Annotated in this window: 22 protein-coding genes; 6 read left to right on the top strand and 16 right to left on the bottom strand. The window is 62.5% G+C overall.

Features of this window, described 5'->3' with window-relative positions; translation table 11 throughout:
- Positions 1–144: 144 nt before the first annotated feature.
- Together Q1A89_RS00560 and Q1A89_RS00555 are read right to left on the bottom strand one after the other, a co-directional pair.
- Positions 145–558, bottom strand: coding sequence for a hypothetical protein (locus Q1A89_RS00560; RefSeq protein WP_299722199.1), 414 nt, complete (start codon positions 556–558; stop codon positions 145–147).
- A gap of 279 nt (positions 559–837) precedes the next feature.
- Positions 838–1,485 (bottom strand): pseudouridine synthase, encoded by a 648-nt coding sequence (locus Q1A89_RS00555; RefSeq protein ID WP_299722196.1) that lies wholly within the window; start codon positions 1,483–1,485, stop codon positions 838–840.
- A gap of 109 nt (positions 1,486–1,594) precedes the next feature.
- Here Q1A89_RS00555 and Q1A89_RS00550 point away from each other — a divergent pair, with 109 nt between their 5' ends.
- The gene (locus tag Q1A89_RS00550; protein ID WP_299722193.1) at positions 1,595–2,398 is read left to right on the top strand and encodes a PHB depolymerase family esterase; all 804 of its coding nucleotides are present in this window, start codon (positions 1,595–1,597) and stop codon (positions 2,396–2,398) included.
- Here Q1A89_RS00550 and rarD read toward each other — a convergent pair.
- The 9 genes from rarD to Q1A89_RS00505 all read right to left on the bottom strand — a co-directional run bounded on the left by rarD (position 2,395) and on the right by Q1A89_RS00505 (position 12,527).
- Positions 2,395–3,288 (bottom strand): EamA family transporter RarD, encoded by an 894-nt coding sequence (rarD, locus tag Q1A89_RS00545; protein ID WP_299722190.1) that lies wholly within the window; start codon positions 3,286–3,288, stop codon positions 2,395–2,397. The genes Q1A89_RS00550 and rarD overlap by 4 nt on opposite strands.
- A 47-nt stretch (positions 3,289–3,335) precedes the next feature.
- Positions 3,336–5,783: an FAD-dependent oxidoreductase gene (locus Q1A89_RS00540; RefSeq protein ID WP_299722187.1), complete on the bottom strand. Its 2,448-nt coding sequence runs from the start codon at positions 5,781–5,783 to the stop codon at positions 3,336–3,338.
- Between the two features lie 9 nt (positions 5,784–5,792).
- Entirely contained in the window at positions 5,793–6,689 is an 897-nt protein-coding gene (locus Q1A89_RS00535; protein ID WP_299722184.1) for a homocysteine S-methyltransferase family protein, read from the bottom strand.
- A 30-nt stretch (positions 6,690–6,719) separates the two neighbouring features.
- Positions 6,720–9,167 carry an FAD-dependent oxidoreductase gene (locus Q1A89_RS00530; RefSeq protein WP_299722181.1) on the bottom strand — a complete coding sequence of 816 codons (2,448 nt, stop codon included), beginning with the start codon at positions 9,165–9,167 and terminating at the stop codon, positions 6,720–6,722.
- A gap of 1 nt (position 9,168) precedes the next feature.
- Positions 9,169–9,552, bottom strand: coding sequence for a GFA family protein (locus Q1A89_RS00525; RefSeq protein ID WP_299722178.1), 384 nt, complete (start codon positions 9,550–9,552; stop codon positions 9,169–9,171).
- Positions 9,552–10,172: a LysE family translocator gene (locus tag Q1A89_RS00520; protein ID WP_299722175.1), complete on the bottom strand. Its 621-nt coding sequence runs from the start codon at positions 10,170–10,172 to the stop codon at positions 9,552–9,554. The genes Q1A89_RS00525 and Q1A89_RS00520 overlap by 1 nt, the downstream gene beginning before the upstream one ends.
- On the bottom strand, positions 10,172–10,744 hold the full coding sequence (locus Q1A89_RS00515) for an XRE family transcriptional regulator (protein ID WP_299722172.1): 573 nt from the start codon (positions 10,742–10,744) through the stop codon (positions 10,172–10,174). Before Q1A89_RS00515 ends, Q1A89_RS00520 begins: the two co-directional genes overlap by 1 nt.
- A gap of 66 nt (positions 10,745–10,810) precedes the next feature.
- Positions 10,811–11,263: a GAF domain-containing protein gene (locus tag Q1A89_RS00510; protein ID WP_299722168.1), complete on the bottom strand. Its 453-nt coding sequence runs from the start codon at positions 11,261–11,263 to the stop codon at positions 10,811–10,813.
- Positions 11,264–11,354: 91 nt separating this feature from the next.
- The gene (locus tag Q1A89_RS00505) at positions 11,355–12,527 is read right to left on the bottom strand and encodes a thiolase family protein (RefSeq protein WP_299722165.1); all 1,173 of its coding nucleotides are present in this window, start codon (positions 12,525–12,527) and stop codon (positions 11,355–11,357) included.
- Positions 12,528–12,618: 91 nt separating this feature from the next.
- On the opposite strand from Q1A89_RS00505, the gene Q1A89_RS00500 reads away from it, so the two are divergent.
- The 3 genes from Q1A89_RS00500 (at position 12,619) to Q1A89_RS00490 (ending at position 15,400) form a co-directional block, all read left to right on the top strand.
- On the top strand, positions 12,619–12,957 hold the full coding sequence (locus Q1A89_RS00500) for an STAS domain-containing protein (protein ID WP_299722163.1): 339 nt from the start codon (positions 12,619–12,621) through the stop codon (positions 12,955–12,957).
- 28 nt (positions 12,958–12,985) lie between these two features.
- Positions 12,986–13,435, top strand: coding sequence for an ATP-binding protein (locus Q1A89_RS00495; RefSeq protein WP_299722159.1), 450 nt, complete (start codon positions 12,986–12,988; stop codon positions 13,433–13,435).
- A 390-nt stretch (positions 13,436–13,825) separates the two neighbouring features.
- Positions 13,826–15,400 carry a gamma-glutamyltransferase family protein gene (locus Q1A89_RS00490; protein WP_299722156.1) on the top strand — a complete coding sequence of 525 codons (1,575 nt, stop codon included), beginning with the start codon at positions 13,826–13,828 and terminating at the stop codon, positions 15,398–15,400.
- Positions 15,401–15,466: 66 nt separating this feature from the next.
- Here Q1A89_RS00490 and hspQ read toward each other — a convergent pair whose 3' ends face one another.
- Positions 15,467–15,793 carry a heat shock protein HspQ gene (gene hspQ, locus Q1A89_RS00485; protein WP_108838100.1) on the bottom strand — a complete coding sequence of 109 codons (327 nt, stop codon included), beginning with the start codon at positions 15,791–15,793 and terminating at the stop codon, positions 15,467–15,469.
- Positions 15,794–15,878: 85 nt separating this feature from the next.
- Here hspQ and Q1A89_RS00480 point away from each other — a divergent pair, with 85 nt between their 5' ends.
- Positions 15,879–16,760, top strand: a complete 882-nt coding sequence (locus Q1A89_RS00480; RefSeq protein ID WP_299722150.1) for an AEC family transporter — start codon at positions 15,879–15,881, stop codon at positions 16,758–16,760.
- 74 nt (positions 16,761–16,834) lie between these two features.
- Positions 16,835–17,413, top strand: a complete 579-nt coding sequence (locus Q1A89_RS00475) for a lytic transglycosylase (protein WP_299722147.1) — start codon at positions 16,835–16,837, stop codon at positions 17,411–17,413.
- A 9-nt stretch (positions 17,414–17,422) separates the two neighbouring features.
- Here Q1A89_RS00475 and Q1A89_RS00470 read toward each other — a convergent pair whose 3' ends face one another.
- From Q1A89_RS00470 to Q1A89_RS00455, 4 genes are all read right to left on the bottom strand, one after another.
- Positions 17,423–18,007 carry an outer membrane lipoprotein carrier protein LolA gene (locus Q1A89_RS00470; RefSeq protein WP_299726006.1) on the bottom strand — a complete coding sequence of 195 codons (585 nt, stop codon included), beginning with the start codon at positions 18,005–18,007 and terminating at the stop codon, positions 17,423–17,425.
- Between the two features lie 223 nt (positions 18,008–18,230).
- On the bottom strand, positions 18,231–21,080 hold the full coding sequence (locus Q1A89_RS00465; RefSeq protein ID WP_299722144.1) for a DNA translocase FtsK: 2,850 nt from the start codon (positions 21,078–21,080) through the stop codon (positions 18,231–18,233).
- A gap of 17 nt (positions 21,081–21,097) precedes the next feature.
- Positions 21,098–22,276, bottom strand: a complete 1,179-nt coding sequence (locus Q1A89_RS00460) for an aminotransferase class I/II-fold pyridoxal phosphate-dependent enzyme (protein ID WP_299722141.1) — start codon at positions 22,274–22,276, stop codon at positions 21,098–21,100.
- A 212-nt stretch (positions 22,277–22,488) separates the two neighbouring features.
- On the bottom strand, positions 22,489–23,817 hold the full coding sequence (locus Q1A89_RS00455) for an amidase family protein (protein WP_299726003.1): 1,329 nt from the start codon (positions 23,815–23,817) through the stop codon (positions 22,489–22,491).
- Positions 23,818–23,839: the final 22 nt, after the last annotated feature.

Below are 23,839 nucleotides of genomic sequence, written 5' to 3'. Positions count from 1 at the left end.
AGAGGAAGTCACGCGAAGGGCAGCTTTGTCGCGCACAGCCGACCTTGGGGCCATTCACGGCGGCTCCGAACCTGACGAAAATCGTCGGATGTCCGGTCTGGAGCCCTGAGCGACTGTTGGCGAGCGGCGATCAAACGTCCGGTTTCAACTGACGTTATCAGAGTCCTCGGGGCTAATGCAGAAGAATATTCCAGCTCCAATGCAAGCCCCCAGAAAATGAGCGGCCATAGAGCTCATTTCTATGTCGGTACCCAGGTTGGCATTTGTAAACGTACCTACGAGCACAGGAAGGAACAGGAAGCCGAAGGCACAGAACGCAACTTCCAACCGTTTGCCAATGTCCTCGGAGGATTTCAGGAGAAAAGTAGAAATGATGAGGGCGAACTTGCCGCCTAGGATGACCCCTATCCACATACTGGCAAGGACTGCGAGGATTCCCACTCCTCGCGATACGTCACCGCCGAAAAAAATAACGATAGGAATGAGAATGAACGGTGCTGTGCCAACCCAATGCAACCACTTCGACTTTCCTAGCTTCTTAAAAAACTCAATCAACATATTGCCCAAGTAGCACAGGTCGAGAAGCTTACAAAGAAGACGTTGGAGCAGGTGCAGCGAAAGTCGGGAAAGTCCCGCAAAACGGACATTAACCTCTCCTTAACAAACCCCACCGCGCGCTGCGTTAACTTTCGAAAATCCGTGAAAAGCGCACAAATCGGTGCACAGGTTGTGCACGCCCTGTGTACAGGTTGTGCATCACCCAAACCCCTTGTTTTCATGCCCTTGACGCATTGATTCGGCCCCATCGGAAAATCCGGACCACCGGGCGTTGCGTGATCAGAACGGCGCGCCTTGCCGAAACCGCATCATCCGGCCCGAATCCGGGTGTTTGATCTTCAGCTCTTCGGAATGCAGCATCAGCCGCTCGAATGCGCGCGCTTCCCCGTCCGCATAAAACGGATCGCCGAGGATCGGGTGGCCGAGGGCCTGCATGTGCACCCGCAACTGGTGGCTGCGCCCGGTCTGCGGCATCAGGCGCACGCGGGTCTCCGTCGCGCTGTCGCGCAAGACGCGCCAGTCGGTCACTGCCGGCTTGCCGTTTTCGTGGTCCACATGCTGTTTGGGCCGGTTCGGCCAGTCCACGATCAGGGGCAGGTCGACGCGCCCGGTTTTGGGGGTCAGCCGCCCCCAAATTCTTGCGATATATGTCTTTTTCGCCGCGCGCAGCTCAAACTGCTTGGACAGGAACCGCTGCGCATGGGGCGTGATGCCGAACGCCATCACCCCGCTTGTGTCCCGGTCCAGCCGGTGCACCAAGAGCGCCTGCGGCCAGACCGCCTGCACCCGCGCGATCAGGCAATCGGACAGATGTTCACCCTTGCCCGGCACGCTCAGCAGACCCGAGGGCTTGGCGACCACCAGCATCTCGGCATCGTCATGCAGAACGTCCAGCGGGACATCCGGGGGGGCGTAGGCGTCATCCATGCCCCCGCCTGTCAAAAACCGCGCGCACGTGCAAGCCCGGGCTTCACGATCCGGCGATGTGCCCCCTTCCCCCTTGGCAATCCCGGCGCAGTCGGCTTGTGTCGGCGCCATGAGATATATCATTGCTTTGTTTGCCCTTTTCGCCCTGCCCGCCGTGGCGCAATCCGCCTGCGGGGCGGATGCGCCCTGTGAGATTGACGGGGGCAGTTACCATATGCTTGTCCCTGAAAACGCTCAGGAAAACATGCCTGCGCTGGTGTTTTATCACGGCCACAATGCGACCGGCGGCATGATCTTTCGTGGTGGTATCCGCTCGGAATTTGCGGGTGCCGGATATGTGGTGATCGCGCCCAACGGCACGCCCATTCAGGGGCGCCGCACGCTGCGATGGGCCGGACGCGAGGGGGGTACGCGCGACGACGTCGCCTTTACCCTCGATGTGATCGCGGATGCACGCACAAAGGCCTCCATCGACCCGGAGCGCATCTATGTGGCCGGGTTCTCGGCCGGTGGGTCGATGGCGTGGCTGATGGCGTGCAAGGCGGCGGACGAGTTCGCCGCGTTCGTGTCGATCTCGGGTGCGCTGCGCCAGCCCAATGACACGGCCGACTGCCCCTCCGGGCCGGTTAAGTTCCTGCAAATCCACGGTTTTGGCGACAATCAGGTGCCGTTCGAGGGGCGCGCGATTCGCGACTGGCATCAGGGCAGCCTGTGGGACAGCCTCGCCCTTGCGCGCCGCGCCAACCAGTGCCGCAGCCATCCCGACACCATCGCCATCGGCGCGCAGTTTCGCTGTCGCGACTGGAATGACAGCTGCGAAGCGGGCGCGATACGGTTCTGCGAACACGATGGCGGCCACGGCATGCCGCGCGGCTGGACCACCCTCGCCCGCGACTGGTTCGAGGGCCGCTAGGCCGCCGCGCGCATCTGGCGGAACATCGAAATCGAGTAGATCACGAGGGCTGCCCATATCATCGGGAAGGCGATCATGCGCGCCTGTCCAAAGGGTTCCTTGAACACGATCACCGCGCACAGAAAGATCATCGTGGGGGCGACATATTGCAGGACCGCGATGGTGCTCAGGCGCAGCCCCTTGGCCCCGTTTGCGTATAGAATCAACGGGATGGCCGTGACCGCACCGCAGCCCAGCAACAGCCAATCGGTTGATGCGTCTGCCACCAGAAATGCCCCGCTCCCGGTCCACCCCAGCCACGCAACATAGGCAAGAGCTGGCACCAGCAGGATCAAAACCTCAAGCAAGAACCCCTGGTTCGGCCCAATCGGAAGCTGCTTTTTGGCAAGCGCATAAAATCCCCAGGTGACCGTCAAGCCAATCGCGGCCCAGGGCAAGGTGCCTGCCGACACGGTCAGGACCACCACCGCACAAGCGGCCAATGCGATGGCCAGCAATTGCGCGCGGGTGAGCTTTTCCCGCAGCAGGATGGCGCCCAAAGCCACGGAAAACAGCGGGTTGATGTAGTACCCCAACGCAGCGTCCAGCGTGCGATCGGACGCGATCGCCCAGACGTAGATGCCCCAGTTCACGGTGATCAGCGCCGCCGTTACACAGCCCATCGCCAATGTGCGCGGGCTGGTCAAAGCCGCTCGTAGATCGCGCGTGCGGCGTAGCAAAATCAACAGGATACCGGCCAAGGGCACCGACCAGATGATGCGGTGCGCGACAACCTCGGCCGGGCCAACGTGGCTCAGCATTTTCATGTAGAGCGGCAGAAAGCCCCACAGAACATAGGCCCCCATCGCAAAGCCAAGGCCCGCAGGCGTATCACCGGAATCCTGAGACATGAAGAGGGGTCCTTTCGATCCCTCCCTAGCACCGGTTTAGAGGCGCGTCACGCCTTCACACGCTCGGATTTCGGATCGTACATTGGCTTCAATGACGCCTCGGCCCGCACCCGCGTCCCCGCCACGTCGATCTCGTAGGTCGAGGCCAGAACATCCGCTGCCGTCTCGCCCTTGCAAGGCACATAGCCAAGGCCCATCGCACCCCCCAGATGGTGCCCATAGGCGCCAGAGCTGAGGTAGCCGACAATCTCGCCGTCCCGCACAATCGGTTCGTTGTGATACAGCAGCGGCTCCGGGTCGGTCAGCTTGAATTGCAGCATTCGGTTGCTCAGCCCTTCCTCCTGCTTGCGCAGAACCGCCTCGCGCCCGATGAAGGATGGTTTGTCCTTCTTGACGGCAAAGCCGAGGCCCGCCTCCATCACGTGATCCTCGCAGGTGATGTCATGGCCAAAGTGGCGGAAGCCCTTTTCAATCCGGCAGGTGTCCATCATATGCATGCCGCACATTTTCAGGCCCATGCCTTGGCCCGCCTCGTGCAGCGTTTCGAACACATGGCCTGCCATATCGGCGCCCACATAGACCTCCCAGCCCAGCTCACCCACGTAGGTCACGCGGTGGATACGGGCGAGGCCCATGCCGATCTCGATCTCTTGCGCGGTGCCAAACGGGTTGTTTTCGTTGGACAAATCCGCAGGGCTCACCGCGTTCAGCAACTCGCGCGAGCGCGGACCCATGATGGCCAGAACACCCTCGCCCGCCGTCACATCGGTGATGACCACGTTGAAGTCGCCCACATGGCGCATCATCCACGTCTGGTCGGCCAAACGAGTCGCCGCCGGGGTCACCACCAGATAGGCGGTCTCGCTCAGCCGGGTCACGGTCACATCCGCCTCGATCCCGCCGGAATTGTTCAGGAACTGGGTATAGACGATCTTGCCATTTGGCACCGAATAGTTGCCGCCGCCCACATAGTTCATGAACGCTTCGGCATCGCGCCCTTCGACGCGGATCTTGCCGAAGGATGACATGTCATACATGCCAACGTTCTGGCGCACGGCCATGTGTTCTTCGCGCACGTTGTCAAAGAAATTCTGGCGCGACCAGCTGTAGTCATAGGCCGGTTCCTGCCCTTCATGGGCGAACCAGTTGGCGCGTTCCCAGCCCGCCAACTCGCCCATGACAGCCCCACGTTCGATCAGGTGGTTGTGGAACGGTGTGCGCCGCACGCCGCGTGCCGTGACCTTTTGGCGGAAGGGGAAGTGATCGGCATAAAGCAGGCCCAGAGTCTCGGTCGAACGATCGGCGAGGTAGGTTTTGTTGCCCATGAAGGGCTGCATGCGAGAGATGTCAACATCGCCCAGATCGAAGGGTTTGTCGCCATCTTCCATCCACTGCGCCAATGCCATGCCCGCGCCGCCCGCCGACTGGATGCCGATGGAGTTGAAGCCGCACGCGACCCAGACATTGTCCATCTCGGGTGCAAGGCCAAGGTGGTAGGCGTCGTCAGGGGTGAAGGATTCCGGCCCGTTGAAGAACGTGTGAATCCCCGCCTCTGCCAGCATCGGCAGACGGTTTACGGCCGCCTCAAGGATCGGCTCGAAGTGGTCGAAATCCTCGGGCAGTTGGTCGAATTCAAAGTCGCGCGGGATGCCGTCCACGGCCCATGGTTTGGCGTTGGGCTCAAACGCGCCCAGCAGGATTTTCCCTGCATCTTCCTTGTAATAGGCACACTCGTCCGGGATGCGCAGGACCGGCAATTGCGTCAGGTCCTTGATCGCTTCGGTCACGATATAGAAGTGTTCGCAGGCCTGCAGCGGCACGTTCACGCCCGCCATGCGCCCAACCTCGTGGCCCCACATGCCCGCGCAGTTCACGATCATATCGCAGGCGATGTGGCCGTCGCTGCCATCCTCGCCTTTCCAGTCCACGCCGGTGACCTTGCGGCCTTCACGCACGATGTTGGTCACAGCAACCCGTTCCTGAACCTTGGCCCCGCGTTGGCGCGCGCCCTTGGCCAGTGCCAGCGCGATGTTGGCCGGATCGCCTTGCCCGTCGAGCGGCAGGTAAACGCCCCCGGTCACACCATCGATGTTCAGATGCTCATAGCGGGCCTTGACCTCGCTGGGCGAGATTTCTTCGACCTCGACGCCAAAGGCGCGGGCCATGCCCGCTTGGCGGCGCAACTCTTCGAGCCGTTCGTCGGTCAGAGCGGCGGTGATCGACCCCACCCGTTTGAAACCCGTGGCCACGCCAGTTTCGGCTTCGAGTTCGCCATACAGCTCTTGGGAATAGCGCGCGAGCTTGGTCATATTCGCCGTTGCACGCAGTTGTGCGATCAGGCCCGCAGCATGCCACGTGGTGCCCGAGGTCAGCTGCTTGCGTTCCAGCAGCACCACGTCTTTCCACCCCAGCTTGGTCAGGTGGTAGGCAACAGAACAGCCAATGACGCCGCCACCAATGATGACAACGCGGGCAGAGGAGGGAAGATCAGGCATATTGGGTCCTCAGACGATGGTGTGGCCAGCGTCGCGCAGGCGACGGGCGATTTCAGCAATATGGGCCGGGCCGACTTCGCAGCAGCCCCCGACAATGGTGGCGCCGCTCGCGACCCAGCGCATGACGTGGTCGGCATAGAGTTCGGGCGTGAAATCACGGCGGGCGGACAGGCTGTCGACGGTGGGTTTGTCGCCCAGAAAGCCGTCGCTGATCTGTTCGAACCCATTGGCATAGGCGCCGAAAGGCAGCGTCGTTTCGCGGATGCCTGCAAGGGCCGCAGGGATCGCTTCGGGGGTGGAGCAATTGATCAACAGCGCACTGGCCCCGCCCGCGTGCGCCACGGGTACGGCATCGGCGACCGGCTCGCCCGAACGCAGCTTTGATCCATCCAGATCATCGACGGACAGGGCAAGCCAGACGGGCAGACCCAGCGGAACGCTGGCGGCCAGAACGTCACGCGCATGGGCCAATGACGCCACGGTTTCGCAAATCAACAGATCACAAGCCGGTGCCAGCAAGCCAGCCACCTCAGCGAACAGCGGCACCGCCACATCCGGGGCCGGGTGCAGGTCAGGGCGATAGCTGGCCCTGAGCGGCCCAATGGCCCCTGCAATCCGCCCCGATCCGTGTTCGCGTCGCGCAGTACGCGCCTCGAACAGTGCGCTTTGGTGCAGTGCTGAAAACGCGCCTTCGACCGGCGTGCCGGTCAAGCGATCATGGTGGATCGCATAGCTGTTGGTGGTCGCGATGGTGGCACCTGCGGCAAAGAAATCCGCATGCACCTGCGTGACCAGACCGGGGTGATCCAGCATGATCTGTGTCGACCACAACGGCGTGGGTTTGTCCCCGGCGCGGTGCACCAGTTCCTGCCCCATCCCGCCATCCAGCAGGGTGATATCAGCCATGGCTGCGTCCCTCGGGCTGCGCGCGCGTCGTCACGCCCGCAGCCGTTCGTTGGCAGGGTCCCACAGGGGCTGGTCGGGCTGCACGGTCGCCTTGTAGCGTTTGCCGTACATCTCGACTTCGAGTTCGGATCCCGGTTCGGACAGATCGGTGCGCACCACACCCAGCGCGATGGACGCGTCGATGCGGTAGCCCCAGTCGCCCGACGTGGTTTCACCAACCACCGTATCGCCGCTCCAGATCGTGGACATGTAAGGCGCGTCCTGATCACCCGCCTCGACCAGCAGCGTGACAAAGCGTTTCTTGGGCCCTCGTTGTTTTTCGTTCTGCAAGGCGGCCTTGCCGGGGAAGTCCTGAGGCTTGTCCAGCTTGATGAAGCGGTCCAGACCACCTTCGAACAGAGTGTAGTCCGTGCTCAGGTCGCCTTTCCATGCGCGGTACCCTTTTTCGAGACGCATGGAGTTCAGCGCGTACATGCCAAAGGGCGTTGCCCCAGCCCCGACAATCGCGTCGTAAATCGCAGGGATGTCAGCCATCGGCGCGTGCACCTCCCAGCCCAGTTCGCCCGCAAAGGACACGCGCAGCATCCGGCACGCCTTGCCCGCCACAACGGCGTCCTGATGGGTCAGCCAGCCAAGGCTCAGGTCTGCCTCGGTTCCCAGCCCTTCGAACAGCGCGCGCGATTTCGGTCCGCTCACGATCAGGGTAGAGAACTCGGTGGTGTGATCGGTCAGGCTCAGCCCTTCGGGCAGGTCCTTTTTCAACACTTCAAAGTCGTGCCATTGCGCAGGCGCAGCAGTGATCAGGGTGAAGTGATCCTCGCCGTGTCGGATCAGCGACATCTCGGTCAGGATACGCCCCCGGCTGTCGGGGAAATAGCCCAGCGTCATGCGGCCCGCCTTGGGCAGCGCACCGGCAATGCGGCCCCGCAGCCATTCGGCGGTCCCTTCGCCCTCGAGGTTGAACCGGGAGAACCCGGGCAGATCCAGCACGCCAACGCCGTCACGCACCGCCTCAACCTCTTCCTTCACCCGGGGGGCCCATGGGCCGTTGCGATCCCAAGTGTGGGTCGATTCCTCGGACGTGTCGTCGCCGTCCTTGGCAAACCAGTTGGCCCGTTCCCAACCGTTATAGGCGCCCATCTGGCCGCCCATCGCGCGGATACGATCATCGACCGGCGACAATTTCTTGTCGCGCCCCGCGGGCCATTCGTGATGCGGGAAGTGCATCGCATATTCGTGGCCATAGGTTTCCAGCGCCTTCGCCAGCGAATAGTCGTGATCGGCATAGTCGGTGTAACGGCGCGGGTCGGTGGCCCACATGTCCCACTCGGTCTCGCCATGCATGATCCATTCGGACAGCACCTTGCCCGCGCCGCCCCCTTGGGCGATCCCGAAGGTAAAGCAGTGGCCCTCAAACGCGTTCTTGACACCCGGCATCGGGCCGATCAGGGGCAGACCATCAGGCGCATAAGGGATCGGGCCATTGATGTTGCGCCCGACACCGGCAGTCCCAAGTGCAGGCACACGCTCCATCGCGTCTTCGATGTAGAACTCCAGCCGTTCCAGATCGTCGGGATAGAGCTGGAACGAGAAATCCTCGGGCATCGGATCGTCGGGCGTGACCCAGTGTGCCTTACAATTCCGCTCGTAGGGGCCGAGGTTCAGGCCGTACTTGTCTTGCCGCAGGTAATAGCTGATGTCCACGTCGCGGATCATCGGCATCTTGTGGCCCTTTTCCTTGGTCCACGCCTCTAGCTCGGCAATTGGTTCGGTCAGGAAATACTGGTGGGACATGACGACCATCGGCACGGTGCGCCCGCCGAATGGTTTGAACATCTCGCCCACGCGTTGGGCGTAGTAGCCTGCACAGTTGGCGACAAACTCGCAGCGAATATCGCCCTTGGGCGTCTTCACGATCCACTCGTCGCCATCGCGCTCGATCCCTGTGGCCGGGCAGAACCGTTCGATCCGCCCGCCAGCCTCGCGCGCGCCTTTTGCCAGCGCTTGAGTCAACTGGGCCGGGTCGATATCCCCGTCCAGCGGGTCCCAAAGACCGCCCGCAAGGTCGTGGGTTTCCATGAACGGGTTGAATTCCTTGAGCTCGGCGGGCGTGCACATCTGCATCTCGAGGCCCTGATAACGGCCCATGCCCGCGACCCGCTCAAACTCCTGCATCCGTTCCTTGGAATGGGCCAGACGCAGCGCGCCGGTGACGTGGTAGTTCATCGGATAGTCGACGTCATCGCCAAGGGTCCGGTACATTTCGAGCCCATAGCGCTGCATGTTCATCACGGCCCAGGAGCCGGAGAAGTTCGGACAGTTGCCCGCCGCGTGCCATGTCGAACCCGCCGTTAGCTCGTTCTTTTCCAGCAGAACGCAGTCTTTCCAGCCTGCCTTGGCCAGATGGTACAGGGTCGAAGTGCCGACGGCCCCGCCGCCGATGATGACCACGCGGGCCGTTGTTGGAAAATCGCTCATGTCAGTCCTCTCGTTGCGGAACGCCCGCTTCGATTTCATAATAGTCGCCCTTGAAGGCGGTGAAGATATGTTCGCCGGTCACCATACCGGTGGCCCCGTCCAGCGTGCCGGACATGACCGATGTTGCCCCGTTGTCAGCATCCGAGCGCCAGAACAGCGACGATCCGCAGACCTTGCAGAAACCGCGCGCCGCACCGGGTGACGATTGATACCATGCCAAGGTGTCATCGTTGGTGATGTGCAGATCATCCGGGCCAACCTGCGTGGCCGAGACATAGTGCCCGCTGGTTTTGCGGCACTGGATGCAGTGGCACCCAACGGATGGGCGCAATGGCCCGGTCAGGTGAAACGTGACCCCTCGGCACAGGCAGCTGCCCTTTTGCATCATGCCCTCCCCGGGGTTGCGGCGGCCCCCAAGAGGACGCCGTAGATAATGAAACAGACCGCCATGACCCGGCGCACCCATGCGTTGAAGACGGCTCCGAGTGCGGCCTTGCCGATCCCGGCCCCAAGGGCGGTGAACCCGGTATAGCTGAGCGCAGTGATCGTCAGCGCAGTGGGCACAATCAGCCACATCTGATCCCAGACCGGGACGTCGGGTTGGACAAATTGCGAAAAGGCGGCGAGGTAGCCTGCCACGCTTTTGGGGTTGATCGTGGCAATGGCGAGTGCGCGCAGATAGACCGATCTGCCGGATACGGGCGCGATTTTCGGCGGCTTGGTCGCGTTCATCCAGCCCCGGATCCCGAGATAGACCAGAAACCCGGCCCCGATCAGCTTGGCCACCCAGAATGCCGTCGGTGAGGCCGCGATCAGTGCCGTGATCCCCAGCGCCGACAGGATCAGGAACAGCGTGGCCTGCGTGAGGATCGCCAGCACCCCGATCATCGCCCGGCGAAAGCCGATGGTCATGCCGTTGGTGATGCAGTTGACTGCGTTGGGGCCCGGTGTGGTCACAAACACCGTCCAGAACAGCGCGAATATGATCCACCCCTCCAGCGACATCAGTAGATCGGGGGCGCGATGGCCCAGATCGCCACGGCCGGGGCGTCATAGGGGTTCATCCAGCGAAACGGCTCGCCCCGCACGCGAAAGCTGTCGCCGGGGGAGAGGGTGAAAACGCGGTCCGCGATTTCGAGGTCCAGCCGACCCGAGATCAGGTAACCAACCTCTTGCGTGGGGCGTGTGACGGCCACGGGAATCTCGCTATGGGCCTGAAAGGTCGAGTGGACCATTTCAAAGTCGTCGGTGAGGTCCGGGGACAGCAGTTCCTCGACCAGCCCGGCGGTGCGCGACCCAATGGGTCGACGTGCGGCGCTGCGCACCACGTAACCTTCTTCTTCGACCGGGGCGGCGCCGCGCCGGAACAGCGTTGACACCGCGATGTCGAGCGTTGCTGCGATGTGGCGCAGATCGGTGATTGAGGGTTCGGACAGATCCCGCTCTACCTGGCTGAGCCAGCCAACCGAGCGCCCCAGCACCGCCCCCATATCCTGCAACGTCATCCCCCGCGCCTTGCGCAATGCACGCAGGTCAGCCCCGAGGCTGGTGGCGGTAGAAGGGTCGGATTGCAGCATGGTCCGTGAAAATCCTTGGCTGATTTTCAGGTAAATGCAGAATCGGTGAAAAATCAATCCATTTTTTCACGTGAGGGCGAAGCTATCCGCCAGAATTTGCGCGAGTGCTGTGGCGTCCTCTTGTGTGAACGCATCCGGCTGGTCGCTGTCGATATCGAACACCGCGATGAGGTCCCCCGCACCGTTCCACACCGGCAACACAAGTTCAGAACGGGTTGAGGATGCGCATGCGATATGGTCGGGGAAGGCGTCGACATCCGGCACCAGTTGCACCTCACCGCTGCGCGCCGCCGCCCCGCAGACCCCGCGCGAGAATGGGATGTGCAAACAGCCATGCCGCCCCTGATAGGGTCCGATCTTGAGCATCTCCGGCCCTGTCACCCGATAAAACCCGGTCCAGTCAAAACGCGGATCGCTGTGGTGTACTTCGCAGGCGATGGTGGCCATGAGCGCGACGGCGTCGTCTTCGCCCTCGGTCAGTGCGGCGATGGTTTTGGCAAGCGTTTGGTAGTCAGGCATAGGTTTGGTCTTTCTGGACGGGGTCGCGGGGGGGGCTGTCTGCCCCCGTCGCTGGCGCGACTCCCCCGAGGATTTTTGAAAACAGAGAAGGTCAAACCCGCTCGATGGCGATGGCTGTGCCTTCGCCCCCGCCGATGCAGATGGCGGCAACACCCCGTTTGAGGCCGCGTTTTTCCAGTGCGTTCAGCAGCGTCACCATGATCCGGGCGCCAGAGGCCCCAATGGGATGCCCCAGCGCGCAGGCCCCGCCGTTGACGTTAACCACATCGTGGTCCAGCCCCATTTCCCGCATGAAGGCGAGCGGCACCACGGCAAAGGCCTCGTTCACCTCCCACAGATCGACGTCCTCCTTGGTCCACCCGATCCGCGCCAGCAGTTTTTGCGCGGCGGGCACAGGCGCCGTGGTGAACAGACCCGGCGCCTGCGCATGGCTGGCATGGCCGAGGATGCGCGCCCGCACGCTCAGGCCCTGCGCCACGGCCGCCTCTTCGGAGGCAAGCAACAGGGCCGCGGCCCCGTCCGAAATGGACGAGGAATTGGCCGCCGTCACCGTCCCGCCCTCGCGAAAGGCGGGTTTCAGGTGGGGGATCTTGTCGGGACGCGCGCTGCCGGGTTGTTCATCCGTAGCGACGGTTGTCGTGCCCTTGCGCGAGGTGACCTCGACCGGGGTCACCTCACCCTCAAACGCGCCGCTTTCAATCGCGGCCTGCGCGCGCGACAGCGAGGCGAGGGCGTATTCGTCCTGAACGTCGCGGGTGAACTGGTAGGTCTCCGCGCAATCCTCGGCGAAAGTGCCCATCAGGCGGCCCTTGTCATAGGCATCCTCAAGCCCGTCAAGAAACATGTGATCGACAACCTGTGCATGGCCCAGCCGCGCGCCGCCGCGCATCTTGGGCAGCAGGTAGGGCGCGCCTGACATGCTTTCCATCCCGCCTGCGATCATCGTGTCCGCGTGGCCCAGGGCGATCTGGTCAAAGGCCATCATTGCCGCCTTCATGCCAGAGCCGCACATCTTGTTCAGCGTCGTCGCAGGCACATCCTCGCTCAGTCCGGCAGCAAATCCGGCCTGACGCGCGGGGGCCTGACCTTGTCCCGCAGGCAGCACACAGCCCATCAACACCTCGTCCACGGATGCGGCCCCTGCCGCCGTCATTGCCGCCTTGATGGCAATCCCGCCCAGAGTTGCGGCGGGCATATCGGACAAGGCGCCCTGAAATCCGCCCATTGGGGTGCGCGCGGCACCGGCGATGACAACTGGTTTCATGAGGCGGGCTCCTTTGTGGGCAGGTGGCAACCTAATAGTAAGGATTGGCTTTTAGACACGCAATGTAACCTGAACCTGCATGAGGGCGGACATGGATCTTCGCAGCCGATCAGAAGACAACCTGCAAGTGGTTTCCGTACTGGATAACAGGATCGACGCCGCTGTTGCCATCGAATTCAAGGATGCGATGCGCGCCTCGACCGAAGGGGGCAGCGACACAGTGGTACTGGACCTGAGCGAGGTACAATTCATCGATTCCAGTGGGTTGGGGGCGATCGTGGCCTCAATGAAACATATGGGTGCGTCGCGAAAGCTTGCGCTGGCCGGACTGACGCCAACGGTGGAAAAAGTGTTTCGCCTGACCCGAATGGACAGTGTTTTCAGTGTGTTTTCGACCCTCGACGGGGCCCTTGACGCATTGAAGACCTGACTTGTCGCTCCTTATGAAAGACTGCTCCATGTCCGCCGTCTCAACCTTCCCTGCCTTCAACATCTCGATCCAAAGCGGCACAATGGCCGTGCGCGAAGCCCTGAAAAAGCTGATGGAGGGGCTGACGCCATTGTCGCTGGACGTCGAAGAAGCCGGAACAGTGGAATTGGTCATGGCCGAGGCGCTGAACAATATTGTCGAGCATGCCTACCCCGAAGGCGACCCTGAGGGGCCGATCAACATCACCTGCAGCCACGCCCGCGACGGTCTGCATATGACGGTGATCGATGCGGGCCGCGCGATGCCGGACGGGCGCACGCCGCTGGGGACCCCTGTGGAAACCGATGTCGCACTGAATGACATGCCCGAGGGCGGGTTTGGCTGGTTCCTGATCAAGGACCTGGCCAAGGATGTAACCTATGACCGGATCAATTCAGAAAACCACCTGAGCCTGCGTCTGGCCGTCGCCATCAGCTGATCGCCCGCAGGGCGGTACGCGGGTGGAGTGTGCTGGGTTCGCATTGATCCTTTGGTGTTTCGTATTTTCCTTGCGGAGATGGCCGTCGAGGTGATCTGCCGCTGAAGGCCCCGCGCACCTTCTGCCTGCCTATTCGGATGCGCACCTTCGGCCATGCAATCTTACCCATCCGCCAGATTCCGCAAAACTGCCGCGCAGCGACCACATTCATGCCTTGATCAAACGGCATACCATTCCTTGTAGCTGCATATGGCTTCCCTCGGTGTCGCGTTTAATTGCCCCCACCCAGTGCGCGGCACCGAGGAACTTACTCCCCCCATAATCCAGTAGACATGGCCGCTGACGCAACTAGGTTGCGGGGCACTGCGCTGAGCAAAGGGGCCTTCCGACATGCGTGATTTCCATTTTCCGGGGCGTTCGCCCGTTCTGGCAACCTCTGGCATGTGCGCAACCTCGCACCCGCTGGCGGCGCAGGTCGCCGTCGAGACGCTCAAGGCGGGCGGCAATGCGATGGATGCGGCCATTGCGGGCGCTGTACTGCTGGGCATTTGCGAGCCGCAAATGACCGGGATCGGCGGCGACTGTTTCGTGCTGTGGTCCGATGCCAGCGGCAAGATCAACGCGCTCAACGGGTCGGGTCGCGCCCCAGTCGCCCTTGATGCCGCAGACCTGCGCGCAAAGGGTCAGAGCGTGGTTCCCATCCAAAGCCCGCATGCCGTGACCATCCCCGGCGCCATAGACGCCTTTTGCACCCTGTCCGAGCGGGTGGGCGCGCTGGGCCTCGACCGCGTCCTTGCCCCCGCGATCCACTATGCAGAGCACGGCGTGCCGGTGTCGGATCGCGTCGCCTTTGACTGGGTGCGCGATGCCGAGGTTTTGCAAGGTGCGGCGCGGGATTACTACCTCGTGAATGGCAAGGTGCCCTCGGCCGGACAGGTGTTCGCCGCGCCCGGACAGGCCGAAGTGCTGCGCCGGATCGCAGCGGACGGGCGCGACGGGTTTTACACTGGCGAAGTGGCCGACGACATGCTGGCGGCCCTTTCAGCCCTTGGTGGCAAGCACACGGCCGAGGATTTCGCGACAACCGCCTGCACCGACACGGACCCGATCAGCAGCACTTACAAGCGCACCGAACTGTTCGAGCATCCGCCAAACGGCCATGGCGCAACGGCCAATCTGATGCTGAACATGCTCACCCATTTCGACCTTGCGAGCATGGACCCGTTTGGCAGCCAGCGTGCCCATATCGAGGCCGAGGTGGCGAAACTGGCCTATGACGCGCGCAATCGCTTTGTGGCGGACATGGAATATACCACCCGCCTGGATCACATGCTGGACCCGAACACAGCGGCAAAACTGGCCGCGTTGATCGACCCGACCCGTGCAATTCAAAGCGCCACGGAGCTGTCCGAGCAGGTGCACAAGGACACGATCTATATCACCGTGGTCGACAAGGACCGGATGGCTGTGTCGCTGATCTATTCGATCTTCAACGGGTTTGGGTCGGGCATCGCAAGCGAGAAATACGGCATCCTGCTGCAAAACCGCGGCGCAGGCTTTACCCTCGAAGAAGGGCATCCGAACGAGCTGAAGGGTGGCAAGCGCCCCATGCATACCATCATCCCCGGCATGCTGGCGCGGGATGGCAAACCGATCATGCCATTTGGTGTGATGGGCGGGGCATATCAGCCGATGGGCCATGCCCGCTTTGTCACCAACCTTGTGGATTACGGGATGGACCCGCAGGCCGCCATCGACGCACCGCGCACCTTTACGGATCAGGGGGACCTCAAGATCGAGCGGGGCTATAGCGAGGCTGTGCGTGCCGAACTGTCCGATCTGGGCCATAACGTCGTGATCCGCGAAACGGCCATTGGCGGCGCGCAGGCGATCGAGATGCATGACAACGGCGTGCTGGAAGGGGCGAGCGATGCGCGCAAGGATGGCTGTGCGTTGGGGTATTGAGGTGCGGTGGGCAGACAGCCTAACCTACGGAGCGCCAAGTAGGATGGGCAATCTGCCCATCTTCCCTCAGTTCAGCTGGAAATGCAGCGGGTAGGTGCCGTCCTGGAACGGGCCGAACAGATCAGGGATGTCCGGGTGGTCCACAGGTTCACCGGAGTAGTCCGCAACAAGGTTCTGTTCAGAGACGTAAGCCACGTAATAGCTTTGATCGTTCTCGGCCAGCAGGTGATAAAACGGCTGCGCTTTCTTGGGGCGGCTGTCTTCGGGAATCGCCTCGTACCACTCGTCCGTGTTCGAAAACTCGGGGTCCACGTCAAAGACCACGCCCCGGAAGGGGTGTTTCTTGTGCCGTACGACTTGGCCCAGGTGGTATTTTGCGCGAGTTCTCAGCATGGCGTTGCGCCCCCTACCGTCCGTGACTACACGGTGCAAGGGACATTTGTCCAATAATTGAGCGCATTTTTGCTGGAAACAGTCTGTGAACCTGACAGTAACAGTCCTTCAAATCGTCGCCCCCGTCTTTTTGCTGGCCAGCATCGGTTTCGTCTGGGTCAAGGTGGGTCTCGAGTACCGGATCCAGTTTGTCACCCAGTTGGCGATGACGCTGTCGCTGCCTTGCCTGATCTTTGTCTCGCTCATGCAGACCCGAATCGACCCCGCCGCGCTGACCGCTTTGTCGCTGGCCTCGGTGATGGCCTATGGGTTTGTCACGCTGGCCTTTTTGATGCTGGTCAAACTGCTGAGGCTGGAGCGGCGGACCTATACGGCGCCGCTGATTTTCGGCAATACCGGCAATCTGGGCCTGCCGCTGGCGCTGTTTGCGTTCGGCGACGTCGGTCTCAGCTATGCGATCATCGTCTTTGCGATCATGGCCCTGTGGTCCTACACCTATGGCATCTGGCTGGTGGCGGGGGCGGGTTCCATCGGCAAGGTGCTGCGCGAACCGCTGGTCTGGGGCACGGTGCTGGGCGCGCTGTTCATGTGGCAGGGCTGGGAAACACCGACCTTTCTGACCAACACCCTGGAACTGATCGGGCAAATCGCGATCCCTGTTATGCTGATCACGCTGGGGGTCGCGGTGGCCCGCCTGTCGGCCAAGGGGATGGCGCGCGCGGTGGGTTTATCCTTTGTTAAGCTCTGCCTCTGTGTCGGCATCGCCTGGGGCGTCGGGACGCTGTTCGGCCTCGACCGGGTTGCGTTTGGAGTGCTGGTTTTGCAAGTCGCCACCCCGGTCGCCGTCACCTCATATTTGCTTGCTGAAAAGTACGAGGCAGATGCGCCGTCCGTTGCGGGGCTTGTTGTTGCCTCGACCCTGATGTCTGTCGCGGCCCTTCCCCTGATCCTTGCAGCCGTCCTTTAACAATTCGTGATTTCCACGGGCGCTGTTTTTCGCTATAGTCCTCGCAAAATAAAAAACAAAAGCGAGTGAGGCAGATGAGCAGACTCTTTCGCGCTTTGGCATTGGTTCTTTTGGCTGCCAGCTGTGGTGGCGGGTCGGGCACGGCCCCCCGTCAGCTGGACAACGCCTGTTCGATCCTGTCCGAGCGTCCCGGATACCTGAACGCATTCCGTGCAGTGGAACGCAGATATGGCGTGCCTGTGCACGTGCAAATGGCGACGATCTATCAGGAAAGCAAATTCATTTCTGATGCGCGCACCCCCTACCGTTATGCGGCCGGGGTGATCCCACTGGGCCGTCAGTCCAGCGCCTATGGCTATTCGCAGGCCCTCGATGGCACGTGGGAGGAATACCTGGATCAGACCGGCAAGCGTTCGGCCCGCCGTGACCGCATCCGCGATGCGACCGATTTCATGGGCTGGTACATGCTGGAAACCCAGTCGCGGCTGGGCGTGCCCGTATCGGACGCGCGCAACCAGTATCTGGCCTATCACGAGGGCCGCACCGGGTTCACCCGCGGGTCATACAACTCCAAGCCGTGGCTTGTCCGCGTCGCCGGAGAAGTTGATCAGCGCGCTGACATGTATGCGGTGCAACTGCGGTCCTGCACCTGAGGCGAGCGCCTAGTCCGTATTGCGGCGCGGCGCATCGAACAGGCGGTTGGAGAGCGAGCCGCCGACCTTCATCTCGCCCAGAATGACGGTGGTCTGACCGCCGCCGTCATCGTTCACCACCCATTGGCGCAGCTGCACAGGGTTGTCGGTGAACTTCATCTGGATGCTGCCATATTCAGGGTTTTCAGGGTCTTGCGCGGTCACAATCGTGGCTGTGCCGTCAAAATCGTGACCCACCACCATGTTTGCCTTGCCCAGATTCACATTGCGCGCGAGGATCAGGGACAGCGGGGTGCGCCGCAGGGGATAGGTCTCGGGCGGTTGGTTGGATTTTGAGTCCGCGACGTAGACCGCGTTGGCCGACGCCACGACAAGCGCAGAGTCCGGAGCGTTATATTCGAACCGCATTTTACCGGGTCGTTTGATGTAGATCGTGCCGGTGCTGATCGAGCCATCGTCGTTGATCTGTGTGAATGACCCTTGCGCGGTTTTCAGGTCATTAAGATAGCCAGAGATCGTGCCCAGCGGCAATTTGTCAGCCCATGCCGCCTGCCCGGTCAGCAGGGCCAGTGCGAAAGTGGCGATACGTGTCATGCGGATCATTGTGGCGTGCGTCCTTGGGATCAGTGTCGTTGATCCTGATATAGAGCGCGGCGCGGTGATATGCGATAGCACGCCGTCCAACCCCGGCTAATCCCTGCTGAACGCACCGCCCGCGTGAGGCCAACAGTTTTCAAGATTTGAAAACTGCGACCCAAATCAGGCGATGCACACCCCGTACACACACTGTGCACAGGCTGTGCACCGATTGTGTGCCTTAGCCGTGTTCGGGCACCAGAATCTCGCGTTTGCCGACGTGGTTGGCGCTGCTGACGACGCCCTCGTCCTCCATCTGCTCGACCAGCCGCGCGGCCTTGTTATAGCCGATGGCCAGCTTGCGCTGGATGTAGGAGGTCGAGCATTTGCGGTCCTTGATCACGATGGCGACGGCGGTGTCATAAAGCGCGTCCTCACCGTCCGTATTGCCACCAAGGCCCAGCACCTGATCGATGCTGCTTTCCTTGTCCTCGTCCGGCCCGTCGAGCACGCCGCTGACATAATCGGGGGTGCCAAAGGCCTTGAGGTGGTTCACAACCTCTTCGACCTCTTCATCCGACACGAAGGGGCCGTGGCAACGCGTGATCTTGGCGCCGCCTGCCATGTAAAGCATGTCGCCCATGCCCAAAAGCTGTTCGGCCCCCATCTCACCCAGAATGGTGCGCGAGTCGATTTTACTGGTCACCTGGAAGGAGATCCGCGTGGGGAAGTTCGCCTTGATCGTGCCGGTGATCACATCGACCGAGGGGCGCTGTGTGGCCATGATCAGGTGGATGCCTGAGGCCCGCGCCATCTGCGCAAGACGCTGGATGCAGGCCTCGATTTCCTTGCCAGCCACCATCATCAGGTCGGCCATCTCGTCCACGATGACGACGATGTAGGGCAGCGCCTCGGGTGCGAACTCTTCGGTCTCGAAAATGGGTTCACCCGTCTCGTCATCGAATCCGGTCTGCACAGTGCGGGAGAACATCTCGTCCTTGGCCAGCGCCTCGCGCACGCGGCCATTGTAGCCCTCGATGTTGCGCACGCCCATCTTGGACATCTTGCGATACCGTTCTTCCATCTCGCCCACGGTCCATTTGAGCGCGACCACAGCCTTTTTCGGGTCGGTCACAACGGGGGAGAGCAGGTGCGGGATGCCGTCATAGACGCTGAGTTCCAGCATCTTGGGGTCGATCATGATCAGGCGGCACTCTTCGGGCGTGAGCTTGTAAAGCAGCGAAAGGATCATCGTGTTGATCGCCACGGACTTGCCCGAGCCGGTGGTCCCCGCGATCAGCAGGTGAGGCATCTTGGCGAGGTTGGCGACCATGCTGTCACCGCCGATATCCTTACCCAAAGCCAGCGGCAGGCGCATGTTGCTGTCGCCAAAGTCGCGCGAGGCGAGGATTTCGCGCAGCACCACCTTTTCGCGGTTTTCGTTGGGCAATTCGATACCGATGACAGAGCGACCGGGCACGGTGCTGACCCGTGCGGACAGGGCCGCCATGGAGCGCGCGATATCGTCCGCCAGCCCGATCACGCGAGAGGCCTTGAGGCCCGGCGCGGGTTCAAGCTCGTACATGGTGACCACGGGACCCGGACGGACCGAAACGATCTCGCCCTTGACGCCATAGTCATCCAGCACCGATTCCAGCATGCGCGCGTTTTCTTCGAGTGCCTCGTCGCTGAGGTGGTGACGCTGCACCTCGGTCGGGGTTTCCAGCAGGTTCAGCGGTGGCAGTTCAAAGCCGGGATGCGTGTCCTCGAAGGCCAGTTTGGGCTGGGCCTCTTCACGCGCGCGGGTGCTGGGTTGCACGGGCTTGCGGGCGGGCTGTTGGACCACCTTGCGCGGTTCGGCCACGGGGCTGGCCACAATCGGGTCGGGTATCGGCATGTCGGGCATAACCGGTTCGATGACGTCCTCGTAGCCCTCGGGCGCGGTCAACGGCGGTTCGGCCCGGCGTGCCACCAGCCCACCTGTCAGGGGCGGTTCGGGCGGCAGCGCGTGATGGGGTGCGCCGTGCACCAGCAGCGGGTCGGGCCCACGCCCGCGCCCCCTGGTCAGCGGGGCGTGCGGGTTGGGTTGCCCGGCAGGTGCGGCACGGACACGCGATTTGATCACGTCCGCAATCTTGTTGCGAATCCGCGCGTCGCCCTGCCCGTCCTCATATGCGATATCTGCGTTCGGGTAGGTTTCGACCAGTTCCATGTCAGGCATGGTCTGCACCGCAGGCTCGGCCCGTTTGATCAGCGCAGGCATGCGCGCCAACAGACCGGTGCGGGCCGGTTCATAATCCGGCTCATACTCCGGTGCGCGTTCGTCCGTCAGCGGGATCGAGATTGCATATGCGTCGGCCTCTTGCGCGGCCAACTCGCGCTGCGCCCGCCGCTCGGCCTGGCGGTCCTGCAGCGCGCGTGCGGCCTGAACCGCCCCGCTGGCACCACGGCCCAGCACGGTCATCAGTGCGGCATAGGCGACCACAAGTCCGACCAGCAAAAAGCGCGCCAGACGTGCCACTTCGGCCTTGGTGAAACCAAGCACAAAAGCCCCGAACACCACGATCCCGACGCCCATCATCAGCGACATCAGCTTGACCGTAAAGGTCGATCCAATCGGCAGGGCGGTCAGCAAAAACGCCATGACGGTGTCGCCAAACAGCCCGCCAAGGCCGAACCCGTGGGTCGCGCTCCACTCCGGACCCGGCTGCAGTGTGGCGGCATAGATCGAACCAAAGGCAATCGCGATCGGCGCAAAGATCAACCGCCCGAGCGCCCGTTCCCGCCCCAGATGCAGGGCAAAGCGCACGCCCCAGACGATCAGCACCACAGCGATGCCGAAGATGCCCCAGCCTGCGATCATGAACATGGGTGCCGCCAGCGCCGCCCCCGTCCGGCCCATCCAGTTCTGTACGGGTGCATCGGTCGAGGCCATCCAGTTGGGATCATGCGGCGTGTAGCTCAGCATCATCGCTGCCGCCATCAGCCCCACCATCAGCAGGGCGATACCGATCAACTCGCGGCCGCGTTTTTCAATCGCTGCCTGCACGTTCTGGTCAAAAAGTGGGTCCCGCCGGGTTTGATATGCCATACCTTGCCTCTCGTTATTTATGCGGCATAGAGCGTGTCGCGAACGGCCATCAACCCCCGCTCCGTCTCTGCCTTTGGGGCGACCAGAGCCACCCGGATATATGGATCACCGGGGTTCACCCCGTCGATATTGCGTGACAGATATTCGCCGGGCAGCACCCGCACGCCCGTCGCCTGCCAGAGTTTCAGGGCCGCCGCCTCGCCATCGGCAACCGGAAGCCACAGGAAGAACCCGGCCTCGGGCGCGACATAACCCGGCACATTGCCAAGGATGCGGTCGGCCATCTCGTATTTCTCGTGATATTGCGCGCGGTTGTCGATCACGTGGTCCTCGTCGGCCCATACGGCGGCGGCGGCGTGTTGCAGCGGTGCAGGCAGCGGCGTGCCTGCATAGGTGCGCAACTGGCGCACTTCGCGCATCGTCTTTGGCCCACCCACGATAAAGCCTGAGCGCAGCCCCGGCAGGTTCGAGCGTTTGGAGAGCGAATGGAACGCCACAACCCGTTCGGGATCGACCCCGTCCATGCATTCCAGGATGCCGGTCGGGGGGGTGTCGCGGTAGATCTCGGAATAGCATTCATCGGCGAATATCTGGAAATCATATTGCTCGCCCAGTGCGATCAGATCACGCCAATAGTCAGCGCTGGCCACCGCGCCTTGCGGGTTGGCGGGCGAACACATGTAGCACGCAACCGCCCGGTTCAGGATGCCGGGATCAAGGCTTGCGAAATCGGGCAGATGCCCGGTCTCGGCCGTGGCGGCCACCAGCACAGGCTCTGCTCCGGCTGAAATCGCGGCCAGCATGTAGACCTGGTAAAACGGGTTGGGCATCAACACGACCGGGCGCTGCCCGTTCTTCGTTTCGGGGCACAGGGCCATGCCGGCATTGTAAAGCCCCTCACGCGTGCCGTTCAGAGGCATCACGTGCACGTCCGGGTCCTTGTCGACGCCGTAGCGGCGCGCCAGCCAGTCGCAAATGGCGCCGCGCAATTCGGGGATACCTTCGTTCGGGGGATAGCGGTTGAACCCGGCGGCGTGTTCGGCAATCACATCCGTCACCCACGCCGGAAAGGCGTGCTTGGGCTCTCCGATGGTCATGTGAACGACGTCACCGCCCGCAGGATGATGATCCAAAAGCGCGCGCAGACGCGGGAACGCATAAGCCGGAAGGTTCGAAAACCGCTCGGGAAACTTCATCAAACTGCCTCAGGTTCGGGATCATTCATGCCCCGTTTCCATCAGGTTACCCCAAGCAGGACTCCCGCGTCCAGAAAAACCACGCCAAAGTCGGCCAGTCGTGGCAATTCGGCCAGCCCACCCGTTTCTTCTGACCAAAAATACCATGGGGGGTCCGAAGGACGGGGGCAAAGCCCCCTAAAACATGGTGTCGCCGCAAGGCGGCCATTGGATCACGCCAGTGCCGCTTCGGCCGCAACGCCCACCCGCAACAGCGCCGCATCGCAATCCCGCGCACCGAACAACATGATCCCGCAACTGGCCACCCCTGTGGGCAGGGTCAGCGCACAAATGCCAAGCAGATTGCCAATCCGCGTGTTGCGCAGGGCCAACAGGTTTTCCGTCTTGTAGTAGTCCCCATCCGCGTTCAGCCGCTCCAGATTGGGTGGCAGGATCGGAGCCGTGGGGGCCAGCACCGCGTCATAGGCGACAGTGGCGGCGTCCCATGCGGCGCGGGCGGCGTCCAGCTTGGCCCATGCCGCACTGTAGTCCGGCGCACTAAAGCCCTTGCCCAGCCTGAACCGTTCGAGGATTTCGACATACATTGCCTCCGGATTGGCCTCGATCACGTCGCGCCAGAGGCCATAGACCTCGCCCGGCAACAAGGGTCCGGCAAGCGCCAAGGCCTCAGCCACCGCAGGCACCTCGAGCGGTTCGATCTCTGCCCCGGCCGCGCGCAGGCGTTCGATGGCCGTTTCATAGGCCGCCATAGGCGCGTCGCGCACATCCTCCAGCACCGAGGTCTGCAGCGCCGCAAAGCGACGCCCCTTCAGCGTGGCGCCACGCAAATCCGGCGCAGGTGCCCCTTGCATCAGTGCCGTCAACAGCGCCGCATCCTCGACCGAACGGGTCAATGGCCCCACCGTATCGAATTTGAGCGACAGCGGCACGCAGCCCTCCAGCGACAGGCGGCCATGGGTGGTTTTCATGCCCACAAGGTCATTCCACGCCGCCGGAATTCGCACCGACCCGCCCGTATCCGACCCGATGGCAGCCGGGGCCAGCCCGAACGCGACCGAGGCCGCCGCCCCCGAGGACGAGCCCCCGGGCACTGCGTCGGCATCGTTCACGCAAGGCGGTGTGGCGGTGGAGGGGTTATAGCCGAGGCCCGAAAAGGCCAGTTCGCTCATATGCGTCTTGCCCAGACAGACAAGCCCTGTGGCGCTGGAATATTGCACCACCACGGCGTCTGCCTCCGGCACGCGGGCGGCGAGCAGCTTTGATCCCGCCTCGGTCCCCGCACCGGCAGTGTCAAAGAGGTCCTTCCAGCTGATCGGCACCCCATCGAGCAGCGACAGGCGCTGTCCCGAACGGGCGCGCTCAGAGGCGGCGTGGGCCTCGGCCATCGCGCGATCCTTGGTCAGGCGGGCATAGATGCGGTCCTTGAGCGCGTGGCCCTCGATCTTGTCGAAAAAGGCGTGGGCCAGATTGACCGGGTCCACCTCGCCTGCGCCGATCGCCCGCCCCAGATCGCACGCGCTTTTGCTCAGCCAGTCCTGCATCATCACTTCTCCGCTGCTCGTT

The organism is uncultured Tateyamaria sp. (genome assembly GCF_947503045.1).
Taxonomy (GTDB): domain Bacteria; phylum Pseudomonadota; class Alphaproteobacteria; order Rhodobacterales; family Rhodobacteraceae; genus Tateyamaria.
The sequence above is the reverse complement of the archived record's forward strand: the minus strand, read 5'-3'. Positions and strand labels throughout refer to the sequence as shown.

Coding starts and splice junctions, on each gene's coding strand:
- hspQ (WP_108838100.1), bottom strand. CDS start 15,793: ATGCTGAGAACTCGCGCAAAATACCACCTGGGCCAAGTCGTACGGCAC.
- Q1A89_RS00540 (WP_299722187.1), bottom strand. CDS start 5,783: ATGCCTGATCTTCCCTCCTCTGCCCGCGTTGTCATCATTGGTGGCGGC.
- Q1A89_RS00455 (WP_299726003.1), bottom strand. CDS start 23,817: ATGCAGGACTGGCTGAGCAAAAGCGCGTGCGATCTGGGGCGGGCGATC.
- Q1A89_RS00550 (WP_299722193.1), top strand. CDS start 1,595: ATGAGATATATCATTGCTTTGTTTGCCCTTTTCGCCCTGCCCGCCGTG.
- Q1A89_RS00490 (WP_299722156.1), top strand. CDS start 13,826: ATGCGTGATTTCCATTTTCCGGGGCGTTCGCCCGTTCTGGCAACCTCT.
- Q1A89_RS00460 (WP_299722141.1), bottom strand. CDS start 22,276: ATGAAGTTTCCCGAGCGGTTTTCGAACCTTCCGGCTTATGCGTTCCCG.
- Q1A89_RS00465 (WP_299722144.1), bottom strand. CDS start 21,080: ATGGCATATCAAACCCGGCGGGACCCACTTTTTGACCAGAACGTGCAG.
- Q1A89_RS00505 (WP_299722165.1), bottom strand. CDS start 12,527: ATGAAACCAGTTGTCATCGCCGGTGCCGCGCGCACCCCAATGGGCGGA.
- rarD (WP_299722190.1), bottom strand. CDS start 3,288: ATGTCTCAGGATTCCGGTGATACGCCTGCGGGCCTTGGCTTTGCGATG.
- Q1A89_RS00515 (WP_299722172.1), bottom strand. CDS start 10,744: ATGCTGCAATCCGACCCTTCTACCGCCACCAGCCTCGGGGCTGACCTG.
- Q1A89_RS00555 (WP_299722196.1), bottom strand. CDS start 1,485: ATGGATGACGCCTACGCCCCCCCGGATGTCCCGCTGGACGTTCTGCAT.
- Q1A89_RS00520 (WP_299722175.1), bottom strand. CDS start 10,172: ATGTCGCTGGAGGGGTGGATCATATTCGCGCTGTTCTGGACGGTGTTT.
- Q1A89_RS00495 (WP_299722159.1), top strand. CDS start 12,986: ATGTCCGCCGTCTCAACCTTCCCTGCCTTCAACATCTCGATCCAAAGC.
- Q1A89_RS00525 (WP_299722178.1), bottom strand. CDS start 9,552: ATGCAAAAGGGCAGCTGCCTGTGCCGAGGGGTCACGTTTCACCTGACC.
- Q1A89_RS00500 (WP_299722163.1), top strand. CDS start 12,619: ATGGATCTTCGCAGCCGATCAGAAGACAACCTGCAAGTGGTTTCCGTA.
- Q1A89_RS00470 (WP_299726006.1), bottom strand. CDS start 18,007: ATGACACGTATCGCCACTTTCGCACTGGCCCTGCTGACCGGGCAGGCG.
- Q1A89_RS00535 (WP_299722184.1), bottom strand. CDS start 6,689: ATGGCTGATATCACCCTGCTGGATGGCGGGATGGGGCAGGAACTGGTG.
- Q1A89_RS00510 (WP_299722168.1), bottom strand. CDS start 11,263: ATGCCTGACTACCAAACGCTTGCCAAAACCATCGCCGCACTGACCGAG.
- Q1A89_RS00560 (WP_299722199.1), bottom strand. CDS start 558: ATGTTGATTGAGTTTTTTAAGAAGCTAGGAAAGTCGAAGTGGTTGCAT.
- Q1A89_RS00475 (WP_299722147.1), top strand. CDS start 16,835: ATGAGCAGACTCTTTCGCGCTTTGGCATTGGTTCTTTTGGCTGCCAGC.
- Q1A89_RS00530 (WP_299722181.1), bottom strand. CDS start 9,167: ATGAGCGATTTTCCAACAACGGCCCGCGTGGTCATCATCGGCGGCGGG.